We start from the raw sequence: 12,882 nt of genomic DNA on the forward strand, positions 1-12,882 counted from the left end.
GTAAGAAGATTGCTGTTACAGTTTATCATCTATTACAAGCATAGTAAAATTCATCAAAAAAGCGAGTTATCTGCGGTAATAATTCGATGTTTTTTTAATTAATTATAGAATAATTTTTGTTAGTTGGGGAAGATTAACTTATAATACATAACATTAGGCCGTAAATTATGATTAGAGGAGGAAGAAAATGGAAAATGAACCGTTGGTTTTTGAATTAGGAGTTGCCAAGGGTAAGCCTCATTCATACCGCAAAACACCGCGTAAGCCGGTTTGTCCATTTTGTGCTGTTGACCAATTAACCGATATTTACGAAAAGCAGGGAGAAATGATCTGGCTGCATAATAAATTTCCGACTTTACGCGATACGGTCCAGACAGTTTTGATTGAGTCGAGCGACCATAATGGCGATATTGCTAACTATGCCCCAGATGATAACCGCAGGCTCATGCGCTTTGCTCTTGCATGTTTTAAGCAAATGAATGATAGCGGCGAGTATCAATCTGTCTTGTGGTATAAAAATTACGGCCCGCGCTCCGGCGGTTCTCTTGAGCATCCGCACATGCAGCTAGTTGGATTAAAGCATCTGGATGGATACAAGTATATTCATCCAGATAATTTTGCTGGGATTTCTGTATTCAATAATCAAGAAGTTGAGGTCAATATTGCCACACATCCTGTCCAAGGCTATGACGAGTTAAACATTAACTTACTTAGCTCGTCGGGGCTTGACCTGTGGGCAGATTGGATCCAGAGCGGGGTTAAGTACATGCTCAACGTGATGTTTAACGGCCGCTGTACGTCGTACAACTTATTCTTTTATCCGCGTGAAGATGGCGGTATTTGTGCCAAATTGATTTCGCGCTTTGAAGCACCGGCGTATTTTGTTGGCTATAAATTATCTCAAGTTGATGATGAGCAGACGCTGCAGCAGGAGGCTAAGCAATTCCGCCGCTTTTTTGATAATGGTTCAAACACAAATTATGAAAAATAAAATAATCAAAATAGTTGGTTCAAGTATAGTTTTAAAGGAAGCAACGCGGTTAGTTTATGGTCGCAGCCTAAGTAGCTTATTAGTAGAACAGGCATTGCAACTCGTAAAGCCATTTCCTGAAGTAACTGCCGAGAGCTATCAAGTTGCGATGAAGACAGGCAATCTGCCGTACGAAATACCAGCTTATGCTGTCAAAATGGGTTTTAGGCCCTGGCTGAAGCGTGAGGATGTTGTTAGCCTAACTAAAGATGCGCGTGCACATGATAGGGTTATTTTCTACTTGCACGGTGGCGGTTTTTGGCAGCAGCCAACCCTCTTTCATTATCATTTTTTGGCAAAACTTGCCTGTAAATTGCAAGCAGAAATTGTCATGCCAATTTATCCCAAAATTCCGGTGTTTACAGCGCAAGACATTAATCAAATGGTCTTAGATGTATACCGACTGTTGTGTCAAAAGTATCCTAAAGATACGCAAATTATTCTGATGGGTGATTCAGCAGGTGGCGGCTTGGCTTTGGCGATGCTTGAGCAACTGACAAAATTGAAATTGCCGCAACCACAACAAGCATTTTTATTTTCGCCTTGGCTCGATGTCCGTACTGATGATCCCCAGATGAAATTAATTCAGCCTAATGATCATCTTTTGAAAATAGCTGACTTGCAGTTGCGCGGGCGGTTATATGCCAGAAAGCTTAGTAATAGTGTGTTGGCTAGACCACTTTTAGGGGATTTAAGTAATTTGCCCCCGATTGTGGCTTTTACCGGGACACATGATATTTTAAATGTTGATGCGCAAAAACTACAAAAAAGGGCTACGGAAACAAATTCAAATATTGCAGTTATTACATATGCACAAATGGATCATGATTTTATTTTGTTCCCAATACCAGAAGCGCGTCAGGCAACAGCTAAAGTCGTCGATTTGGTTAAAAAACCAATTTGTGTTAATAAATAATTATTTTATAATATGCTTTAAACTGTTTATTAAGGAGAAACATATGCACAGAAAAGAAACTCGTAATTTAGCGATTACCGCCGTATTTGTTGCAATTTTTTTATTACAAACCTTCGTTCCTAATATTGGTTATATCCGGATTTTGCCAACATTACCGGCAATCACAACTGTTCCACTGACGGTGGCCGTTTATTCCTTATTAATGGGACCTAAGGCGGGGACACTCTTTGGCCTTTTCTGGGGATTATTGCGATTATTTCAGGCATACACACAGCCGGGAGATATTGTCAGCTTGATGTTGTTTCAGAATGTCTTTATTTCTCTAGTGCCAAGCATTCTAGCAGGACTATTTCCGGGATTAGTTGGCCGCTTATTTGAACATAAGTCGGGTAAGGCGCGCGAACTAGGATACATTTTAGCTGGGGCAGTCACGTCTTTGACCAACACTGTCGTGGTAATCTTACTGACAAGTATTATTTTTATGGGTAATGGTAAATTGGCAGCAAGCATGGGTCACTTTGCGCCGGGGACACCATTAATTATGATTTTAATTTTGGCATTAGGGATGAATGGCTTAATTGAAGCCATCTTCACCGCAGTTGTCACGCCGATTATTGTTACCCCAATGAAGACAGTCATGAAAAAGTTGCGGTAACAAAGGTGCAATCTTGCAAGATGACGATGATGATTAAATAATTACTAAAAAAGATAAGTCTTTCTAAAGAAATTGAAGGATTTGTCTTTTTTTTGATTATTATTTGACATTTTGTTGGTCGACATACTATTGTATTAGTCAGATAGTACAGACAAATTTTTAAAGAGGATGAATTATGACTGAAATTTTACGGGTAGATCAAGCTACTAAAACCTACGGTAAACGTGGTGAAAAGCAATATCAAGCACTAAAGGGGATTAACTTTGGTGTTGATGCCGGTGAGTTTGTTGCAATCATGGGTGCGTCAGGTTCTGGTAAGACGACGCTGCTGAATATTTTGTCGACCTTGGACAAGCCAACCACGGGTCATGTGTTTATTAACCACGAAGATATCAGCACCTTAAATGCAAATCAGATGGCAGACTTTAGAAGTAAGCAGATTGGGTTTATTTTTCAAGATTTTAACTTATTGGAGAACTTGACTAACCGCGAAAATATTGCATTGCCGTTAACTTTACAAGGGATGTCAGCACGTAAAATCGACCCGCTAGTTGATAAGATTGCTGCAAGATTGGGTATTAAAGAAATTTTAGCCAAATATCCAGCGCAATTATCTGGTGGTCAAAAGCAGAGAGTTGCTTCAGCGCGGGCCTTAGTCCATGAACCAGCAATCTTACTAGCTGATGAACCAACTGGGGCCCTGGATTCAAGTAGCGCGCGTGAATTGCTCGACACGATGGCCGATTTGAACCAAAAAGACGGTGTAACCACGTTGATGGTAACTCACGACCCGTTTTCTGCTAGTTTTGCTAACCGGATTTTATTTATTAAAGACGGTAAAATCGGCGAGCAAATCTTGAAGGGTGAGATGTCACGGCAGGACTTTTATCATATGTTAATTGATCATTTGGGCACCGAAGAATAGGGAGCAAAACATGATTTGGAAATTATCTTTAACGGGGATTAAGAGCCGGTTTAAAGACTATCTTGTTTTGTTTTCGGGATTAGTTGTTGCCAGCATGATCTTTTACATGTTCTTGACTTTAGCAATTAATCCTGCTTTTTTAAAAAATAATGCTGGGATATTAGAAGACAATTTACTTACTTATATTTTTGGCTTTGGCATTGTTCTGCTCTTGATTATTACTGTTGTGTATCTAGTTTATGCAAACATGTTTTTGCTTAGTATGCGTAAGCATGATTACGGCATGTTTCTGACTTTAGGAGCTAAAAGTTCCCGCATTGGTCTGCTCATTTTTTGTGAAACGATTATTACGGGAATGCTAGCAGCCGCACTAGGTATAATACTTGGCTTTGGCTTAACCGCAATAGTTGGGCACTTATTAATTGGCAAGATGGGCTTAGTAATTACACATTTTCAAGTAGTTTTACCAAGTGCAATTTTGTGGACGCTAGTTTTCTTTGTCATTGTTTTCCTTTTAGGAGCATTGCGAAACGTATTTAAGCTGACACATACGAAAGTAATTGACTTGCTGCATGAGGATCAAGAACCGGTAAAGTTTAGTCATCGTCCAGTTTTGCATTTAATTGAGGCAGTTTTAGGGTTACTGCTTCTGGCAATTGGCTACTGGATTATGCAAAAACATGGTGTAGATCCGTTTAATGTAATTCCTATTGCCTTAGTGACGATTGTTGCGGGATCATATTTTGTTTTAAATTCTTTGTTTACGGCAATTATTAGTTCGCTGATTAAGCGGCACAGTTTTTCTTATCATGGCTTGCGCATGTTCACTCTGGGACAGCTTAAGTTTCGCTTGCATGATTATACTAAAATTCTAACGGTAATTTCGCTGCTGTTTGCTTTAGCCCTAGGTGCAATTACTGTCGGGCTGAACTTTAATTCGGAAAAAGAAATGGCTAAGTCGATTGCTTACTACGACGTCACTGTAAGCAGTAAATCTTCAGCTGTTCAGAAAGAGTTAGCCAAGGTATCAATCAAGTCTGAGCAAACTTATCATTATACAGAAACTAAACATGATCTGTATTTTAACCAAGCAGAATTTGAAAATAAGCAAATTAAAACTGTCGAGCCGAAAGAGCAGAGTGATAATATCGCTTGGACTGAAAAGACACTGCCAACAAGTCAGCTTGATCGACCAGGTACTGAGGCCAACAATAAATTTGGTAATTTAGTTCCTAATGGTGTTGAAAAAAAGATCCGTTTGGTGTCGCAAGCTACTTTAGCTAAAGTTAAGGGCCAACAAAAGTTTGTGTCTTTAATTAAGGTCAAAGATTTTGACAAAGATTTTCCGATTTTACTTAAAATTGAGCAGCTGGAAAAGAAAGAAACACCTGCATATAGCATGATTTCTAATAATAGTAAGTCGCATTACTATCAAGGAATACTAGGAATGGTCAGCGGCTTTGAGTTCATGGGCTTTTTCTTAGGCTTAGCGTTCTTAACGATGCTTGCTTCAACCTTGATGTTTAAGGTTTTGAGCAGTGCTGCTAGTGACAAATTGCGATATCAGATGCTCTTTAAGATAGGTGCACGTCGGCGAATTTTAAAGCGGTCGGTTGCTGAAGAAATTGGCACGCTGTTCTTGATACCTGGTGTTCTAGGCGTTATTGATGTTCTGTTTGGATTACAGTTATTTAGAACAATTTTATACCACCCGTATGCCGGAATTTGGCTGCCATTCACTATTTTTATTGTTTTGTATTTCTTCTATTATGTTTTGACAGTTCACCTTTATGAAAAAATCGTGCTGGCAAAAAATTAGGGAGAGGATAAAGGTTTTATGATTTGGAAATTATCTTTAACGGGAATTAAGAGCCGCTTTAAAGACTATCTTGTCTTGTTTTCTGGATTAGTTGTTGCCAGCATGATCTTTTACATGTTCTTGACGATTGCGATTAATCCATCTTTTATGACTCATGATGTAAACGCGCCATACCAGTACCTGAGCTTCATTTTTGGTTTAGGGATTGTGCTATTAGCAATCATCACATTAGTGTATTTAATGTATGCTAATTCGTTCTTGCTTAATATGCGCCAGCATGATTACGGGATGTTCATGATGCTTGGGGCAAGAAGTTCACGTGTGGGTCTGCTGATTTTTTGTGAAACCCTAATTACGGGAACGTTAGCTGCAGTTGTCGGAATTGTGATTGGCTTTGGTCTGACGGCGTTAGTTTCACAACTGCTTATTCATAATTTGGGATTAAGTATTACGCACTTTCAGGTTGTTTTGCCTAATGCCATTTTATGGACGTTAGTTTTCTTCGTTGTCTTGTTCTTTATTGGTGCGCTGCACAATGTACGTAAGCTCACTCGCAGCAAGGTAATCGACCTGTTGCATGAGCAGCAGGAGCCAGCAAGATTGGGTCATCATTCAGTCTGGCATGCAATCGAAGCTGTTTTAGGGCTTGTATTATTAGCTGCCGGCTATTACGTATTGAGTTTGCCACCGACAGCGATTTTTACGACAATGCCCGTAGCACTAGTAACAATTGTTGCTGGGTCATATTGCATCTTTAACGCCCTGCTCACGACCGTTATTAACATGTTGTTAAAGAAAAAGAGCTTCTCCTATCGTGGGTTGCGGCTATTTACCTTAGGTCAATTGAAGTTTCGCCTGCATGATTACACCAAGATTTTAACGGTGATTTCGTTATTGTTTGCTTTAGCTTTAGGAGCAATTACCGTTGGCTTAAACTTCAATACTTTAAAAGATCAGGTGCAAATGAGCACTTATTATGACGGCACAATTGTCAGCGATTCACCGCAGGTTAGGCGTGAAACGGCCAAGCTAGATGTGAAGTCTGAGCAAACTTATCATTATAAGGAAACTGCTAAGTATTTATACTTTAACCAAGCAGAATTTAAGCATCATCCGGTTAAAACGATGCATTTTGAGCAAAAAAACGGTCAGGCAACGTATCATTTACAACAATTGCCGACAAACAAATTGTCGAAGCCGGGAACAGATGCCAATGAGATTTTTGGTGGGATGGTGCCTAATGGTACACCTAAAATTATTCAGTTAGTTTCACCAAAACAGTGGCAGACTTTAGCTGGAAAGCAAAAGTTTGTTCAATTCATTCGGGTAAAAGACTTTGACAAGGATTATCCGATTTTACTCAAGATTGGTGAAGAGCAGGTTAAAGAAAATAAGAGCTTCAGTGATGTTAACAATATTAGCAAGGCCTCAGCCTACAAAATGATGTTAGGCATGGCCAGCGGATTTGAATTCATGGGCTTTTTCTTGGGGATTGCCTTTTTGACAATGCTAGCTTCAACATTAATGTTCAAGGTGTTAAGTGGCGCAGCTAGTGACAAGATTCGTTACAAGATGCTCTTCAAGATTGGGGCACGTGAGCGAGTCTTGCGGCGCTCGATTAGCAGCGAGATAGGAATTCTGTTTCTTGTACCGGGGATTTTGGGCGTGATTGATGTATTATTCGGCCTGAAATTATTTAAGGCATTATTACCTAATCCATATGCCAATATCTGGTTGCCATTCTTGATTTTTATCGTTTTGTACTTCTTGTATTACGAATTAACAGTTAAACTTTACGAGCGGATCGTATTGACAAAAGAATTATAGATAAAAGACTGCGAGTGATTGCAGTCTTTTTTAATTTTTTTATTAGATTGATGGTTGATTGGTATCTAACCTAAATAATTATGGTAATATGGAATGCAAGTTGTATATTTGTTTTTGATTAAATATATAATTTAGTTTTAATTTTGGGAGCGAAGTTTATGCACAAAAGATTGCAAAAAAGCTTTTTTGGGATGTTAATCCTAGGAATAATGCTGACGTGCTTTAGCATTTTTGCGACAAAAGCAGATGCTAAAACCTATGAAATTGGGACGGATGTGACTTATCCGCCATTTGAATTTGCTAATGATAATAACAAATATGTTGGTATTGATATTGACATTATTAATGCCGTGGCTAAAGAAGAGGGCTTCAAAGTTGAAACTAAACAAGTTGGTTTCAATGGGGCAGTACAATCTGTGCAGTCTGGTCAGCTGGACGGAATTATTGCCGGAATGACGATTACTAAGGAGCGGCAAGCTAAGTTTGACTTTGGGACGCCGTACTTTAAGACCGGTGTCGTCATGGCCGTTGGTAAAAACAGTAAGATTAAGGGTTTTGCCGATTTAAAGGGTAAGCGGGTTGCCATTAAGACTGGTACCGCAGCTGCACAATATGCAACTAGCTTGAAGAAGAAGTACGGCTTTAAGACAGTTACCTTTGATGATTCTGATAATATGTATCAGGATGTTTTGACTGGTAATTCAGTTGCCTGTTTTGAAGATCAGCCGGTAATGCAGTATGCCATTAATCAAGGCATGAAGTTGAAGATTGTTACTAAGGCAGCTAATACTGGCTGGTATGGTTTTGCCGTTAAAAAGGGTACACACCAAGAATTAATTAAGATGTTTAATGCTGGTTTTGCCAAGATTAAGGCTAACGGCACTTACAACAAGATTGTTGGCAAGTACCTTGGTAGTAAATTGAATCCAGCACTGAAGGGTAAAACTTTCACGATTGGGACCGATGTAACTTTCCCACCGTTTGAATTTGCTAACGCGAATAATCAGTACATCGGCATTGATATTGACATTTTGAAGAATATTGCGCAAGAGCAGGGCTTCAAGGTTAATATCAAGCCGATGGGCTTTAATGGTTCGCTGCAGGCACTGGAATCCGGTCAGATTGACGGGATGATTGCAGGGATGTCTATTACTCCGGCACGTGAAAAGAAAATTGACTTCTCTGATCCGTACTTTATGTCGGGAGTTGTCATGGCAACGTCTGCTAAGGGCAAGATTACTAAATTATCGCAATTGCGTGGTAAAAAGGTTGCCATTAAGACGGGAACAGCTGGCGCGCAATACGCTAATAGTATTAAGAAAAAATATGGTTTTAAGACCACAACATTTGATGATTCTAACAACATGTATCAAGATGTACTGACTGGTAACTCTGCCGCTTGTTTTGAGGACCAACCAGTAATGCAATATGCGATCAAAAAGGGTACAAAATTACAAATTGTGACTAAGCCGGCTGTTAGAGCACCGTATGCTTTTGCCGTTAAAAAGGGCCAAAATGCCGCTTTATTGGCAGCCTTTAATGCTGGACTAAAAGACTTGAAGGCCAGTGGTACTTACGATGATATTACTGCTAAGTATTTGGGCACTGAGAATAAAAAGGTTGCTGATAATGGTAAGGACACTGAAGACCGCAGCTTTATTGGTCTGCTCAAGCAGAATAAGGATGCATTAGTATCCGGATTTGCGGAAACGATGTGGCTAACAGTTGTTGCTATCATCTTTGCAACAATTTTTGGTGTTTTGGTTGGCCTGCTCGGTGTTGTGCCTAACAAGTTCTGCAACGGTCTTTCTAGCACTTTGATTTATATTTTCCGGGGCATGCCACTACTAGTTTTGGCTTTGTTCATTTACACTGGAATTCCAAGTTTAACTGGACAAAAGATTCCTGCCTTTGTTGCTGGGGTCTTAACGTTGACCTTAAACGAAGGAGCTTATATTGCTGCCTTTGTTAAAGGTGGAATTGAGGCCGTTGATTCCGGTCAAATGGAAGCCGCGCGTTCGCTAGGGTTACCGTTTGGTAAAGCAATGCGGAAAGTTATCTTGCCGCAAGGAATTAAGATAATGGTGCCGTCATTTATCAACCAATTTATTATCACTCTGAAGGATACGTCGATTTTATCCATTATCGGTATTTTGGAATTGACGCAAACAGGTAAAATTATTATCGCACGGAACCTAGAGGGCTTTAAGGTCTGGACAATTATTGCGGTGATCTACCTAATTATTATTACATTGCTGACTTGGTTATCGAATTGGGTACAAAAGAGGACAAATGTATGAGTGCGAAAATAGAAGTAAAGAATTTAGTTAAAAACTTTGGCAGTAACAAGGTTTTAAAAAATATTGACTTAACTGTTGACGATAATGAGGTTGTCGTTATTATCGGGCCGTCTGGTTCGGGTAAGAGTACCCTGTTGCGGACACTTAACAAGCTTGAGGAGCCAACTTCGGGTACGGTCATTGTTGACGGGATTAATATTGCTGATCCGAAAACGGACATGAACAAGGTGCGCGAGAATATCGGCATGGTGTTCCAGCACTTTAACCTGTTTAATAATTTGTCGGTTGGCGCCAATATTATGCTAGCTCCTGTTGAATTAAAAAAGTTAGATAAGGACGCTGCTGATAAGCAGGCTAAAAAGTTGCTCGAAACCGTTGGTTTAGCAGATAAATTTGACGCCACAGTCCAATCGTTGTCTGGTGGTCAGCAGCAACGGGTGGCAATTGCTCGGGCACTGGCAATGAATCCTGACGTAATGCTTTTTGACGAGCCGACGTCGGCACTTGATCCAGAAATGGTTGGCGATGTTTTAGCCGTAATGAAGAAGCTGGCTAAACAGGGGATGACAATGGTTGTTGTTACTCACGAAATGGGCTTTGCCAAGGAAGTTGCTGATCGTGTCGTCTTTGTCGCTGATGGGAAAATTTTGGAGCAAGGTACGCCAGAAGCAATGTTTGACCATCCGCAAAATCCGCGGTTGCAGGACTTCTTAGATAAGGTACTGAACGTTTAATTAATTTAATAAATATAAAAGGCAAATCTCGTATAGAGGTTTGCCTTTTTGTAATGCTTATAATCTAGATAAAAATAGGATACTCAAACGCTCATTAAGAGTGTAAAAAAAAGCATTATCAAGCTCCACCTTGATAATGCTTTTTGAGTTGTGAGTACAATGGATACTCACTATTATAATACTTATAAAGCCAGTATATCATAATTTTCTCAAGGTGAAACTAATTATTACTATTTTTGTGTCTTTAGTTTATTTAATTAAATTAGCCTTGACACCTGCTACTATGTTTCATATAATACTAATTATTAAATATAAATGAATTTTAAGGAGGTATTTTTAATGAAAATCGAAAACTTTATTAAGCAAAACATTAAGATAAATGCCGCTCAAAATTTGTTTGCCTTGTTGTTGCGCGGGAGGACTCAACTTAAGTAATTACTTTCTCAGTAATTTTATAAGTTAAGCCCTAGTTTGCGTCTTAATGAATGGGGCTTAACTAATCAGGATAAACCTCATTCATTAAGTTGAATGAGGTTTTTAAGTTGGTAATTTTAGAAAAAGGAGCGAGAAAAATGAAACGAGTTACTAAACGAATAATGGGCGCCATATCAGCGGGCGCAATTGCCTTAATGATGGCTGGTTGTGGTGCTGCTAAGAATACAAGCAAGGGCACACACCAAGACAATAAAACGGTCAAGATTGGGGTTAACATGGAATTGTCTGGGACAGCAGCTGGTTATGGTAATGCCCAAAAGCAAGGGATTCAGCTGGCAGCCGAGCAGATTAATGGTGCTGGTGGTATTAATGTCAATGGTCATAAGAAAAAGATTAAGCTAATTATTCGTGATAATAAGACAACAATCGCAACGTCGGCCTCGGTAGCGGCACAATTGACCACTAAGGATAAGGTGGCCGCAATTGTGGGGCCGGCTACAACTAATGCTGGGACAGCGGAAATTCCTAATTTGACTAAAGCGAGCGTACCGAGTGTTAGTCCGTCAGCGACCGATCCGGGTTATACGCTGCAGAAGAATGGCAAGGTGCAACCGTTTGTGTTCCGGGCATGTTTTCAGAATAATTTCCAAGGACGCAGTGCCGCTCGCTTTGCAGAAAATAAGTTAAAGGCGCAACGTGTGGCGGTATATGCCGATAACTCAAGTGATTATGGTACAGGACTAGCTAAGGCATTCAAGCAAACTTTCAAAGGCAAGATTGTCGATAGTCAGACTTATTCCGAAGGTGATAAAGACTTTAATGCAGTGTTGACTTCATTTAAAGGAAAGAAAATTGACGCGATTTATGTTCCAGGCTATTACACCGAAGTTGGTTTAATTGTTAAGCAAGCACGGCAAATGGGCATTAAGGTACCAATTATCGGTAGTGATGGTATGGCTGACCCGAAGCTCGCACAAATTGCCGGTGCCAAGAACGCAACTAACGTTTACTACACCACACCATTTTCAGTTCATGTTGCAGCTAAAAACCCAACAGCCGTTAAATTTATGAATGCTTACAAGGCACGTTACCACACAACAGCGCCAACGTTCTCGGCTTTAGCTTATGATTCGGTTTATATGGTTAAGAAGGCAATTGAGGACGAAAAGTCCGATGATTCTGTCAAAATTGCAGCTGGTCTTGCTAAGATCAAAGACTTTGATGGGGTTACCGGTAAAATCACCGTTAACAAGACTCATGATCCAGAGATGCCAATTGCAATTGAACAAATGACCGATGGCAAAGTAAGCAATTCATTTAGTATCGAATAATTTATTATCTTTAGAAAGGGCGATCCAATTTGCAAACAGTCTTACAGCAGATTATCAATGCCTTATCACTCGGGTCGATTTATGCTCTATTAGCGCTCGGCTACAGTATGGTTTACGGTATTATCAAGTTAATCAATTTCGCTCACGGTGACATATACATGCTTGGCGCTTTTGCGGCCTACTATGTAATCAGTCTTTGGCATTTTAATTTTATTACGGCGCTGCTCACGGCAATGATTGTTGGTGCGCTATCTGGTGTTGTGATTGAATACTTTGCTTATCGGCCATTACGCAAGTCGCCGCGGATTGCGGTTTTAATTACGGCAATTGGGGTGTCGTTTTTGTTAGAAAACGGCATGTCCTACTTGGTAGGGTCAAATGCACGTAGCTTTCCCCAAGTGATTGAGCAGGTCAACTACAATTTGGGCGGGGTATTAATTTCAAATATTCAGATATTGATTTTGGTAACAGCCCTGATTTTGATGGTTTTACTGCAATTAATTATTAAGAAAACCAAAATGGGTCGCGCTATGCGGGCAGTCTCGGTTGATCCAGAAGCAGCCGAATTAGTTGGTGTTAATGTTAATCACACGATTTCGTTTACCTTTGCTTTGGGTTCGGCTCTAGCGGGTGCTGCCGGAATTTTAATTGGCATGTATTACAACCAGATTGACCCGTTAATGGGGATGACACCGGGCATTAAGGCCTTTGTTGCCGCTGTTTTAGGTGGTATTGGGTCAGTTCCAGGAGCAAGTCTAGGGGGCTTCTTGATTGGTATTTTGGAAACCTTCTTCCAGTCAATTGGCCTGTCAGCTTACAAAGATGCGGTTGTTTACCTTGTCTTGATTGTAATTTTACTCTTCTTACCAGCTGGTATTTTTGGTAAAAATACTGAAGAAAAGGTTTAGGT

At 40.0% G+C, this 12,882-nt stretch carries 9 protein-coding genes and 2 pseudogenes; all 11 read left to right on the forward strand.

The window, feature by feature from the left end; genetic code table 11:
* The first annotated feature begins 187 nt into the window (after positions 1 to 187).
* The 11 genes and pseudogenes from OZX63_RS00690 (at position 188) to OZX63_RS00740 (ending at position 12,880) form a co-directional block, all read left to right on the forward strand.
* The gene (locus OZX63_RS00690; RefSeq protein WP_277143743.1) at positions 188 to 991 is read left to right on the forward strand and encodes a DUF4931 domain-containing protein; all 804 of its coding nucleotides are present in this window, start codon (positions 188 to 190) and stop codon (positions 989 to 991) included.
* On the forward strand, positions 981 to 1,946 hold the full coding sequence (locus tag OZX63_RS00695) for an alpha/beta hydrolase (protein WP_277143746.1): 966 nt from the start codon (positions 981 to 983) through the stop codon (positions 1,944 to 1,946). Before OZX63_RS00690 ends, OZX63_RS00695 begins: the two co-directional genes overlap by 11 nt.
* 43 nt (positions 1,947 to 1,989) lie before the next feature.
* Positions 1,990 to 2,601 carry an ECF transporter S component gene (locus OZX63_RS00700; RefSeq protein WP_277143748.1) on the forward strand — a complete coding sequence of 204 codons (612 nt, stop codon included), beginning with the start codon at positions 1,990 to 1,992 and terminating at the stop codon, positions 2,599 to 2,601.
* A 175-nt stretch (positions 2,602 to 2,776) separates the two neighbouring features.
* Positions 2,777 to 3,526: an ABC transporter ATP-binding protein gene (locus tag OZX63_RS00705; protein WP_277143749.1), complete on the forward strand. Its 750-nt coding sequence runs from the start codon at positions 2,777 to 2,779 to the stop codon at positions 3,524 to 3,526.
* Between the two features lie 10 nt (positions 3,527 to 3,536).
* Positions 3,537 to 5,345 carry an FtsX-like permease family protein gene (locus OZX63_RS00710; RefSeq protein WP_277143751.1) on the forward strand — a complete coding sequence of 603 codons (1,809 nt, stop codon included), beginning with the start codon at positions 3,537 to 3,539 and terminating at the stop codon, positions 5,343 to 5,345.
* Positions 5,346 to 5,363: 18 nt separating this feature from the next.
* Complete coding sequence (locus OZX63_RS00715) at positions 5,364 to 7,172, forward strand: ABC transporter permease (RefSeq protein ID WP_277143754.1); 1,809 nt, start codon at positions 5,364 to 5,366, stop codon at positions 7,170 to 7,172.
* Positions 7,173 to 7,381: 209 nt separating this feature from the next.
* A pseudogene (locus OZX63_RS00720) lies at positions 7,382 to 8,026 on the forward strand (transporter substrate-binding domain-containing protein); the annotation flags it as partial.
* Between the two features lie 87 nt (positions 8,027 to 8,113).
* A pseudogene (locus OZX63_RS00725) lies at positions 8,114 to 9,472 on the forward strand (ABC transporter substrate-binding protein/permease); the annotation flags it as partial.
* Positions 9,469 to 10,206 carry an amino acid ABC transporter ATP-binding protein gene (locus tag OZX63_RS00730; protein WP_277133165.1) on the forward strand — a complete coding sequence of 246 codons (738 nt, stop codon included), beginning with the start codon at positions 9,469 to 9,471 and terminating at the stop codon, positions 10,204 to 10,206. The pseudogene OZX63_RS00725 and the gene OZX63_RS00730, both read left to right, overlap by 4 nt.
* Before the next feature lie 632 nt (positions 10,207 to 10,838).
* Positions 10,839 to 11,972, forward strand: a complete 1,134-nt coding sequence (locus tag OZX63_RS00735) for an ABC transporter substrate-binding protein (protein WP_277145069.1) — start codon at positions 10,839 to 10,841, stop codon at positions 11,970 to 11,972.
* A gap of 29 nt (positions 11,973 to 12,001) precedes the next feature.
* On the forward strand, positions 12,002 to 12,880 hold the full coding sequence (locus OZX63_RS00740) for a branched-chain amino acid ABC transporter permease (RefSeq protein WP_277143756.1): 879 nt from the start codon (positions 12,002 to 12,004) through the stop codon (positions 12,878 to 12,880).
* The last annotated feature ends 2 nt before the right edge of the window (positions 12,881 to 12,882 follow it).

Origin of the sequence: Lactobacillus sp. ESL0700 (assembly GCF_029392095.1) — a bacterium.
In the GTDB taxonomy this organism is placed as follows: Bacteria; Bacillota; Bacilli; order Lactobacillales; family Lactobacillaceae; genus Lactobacillus.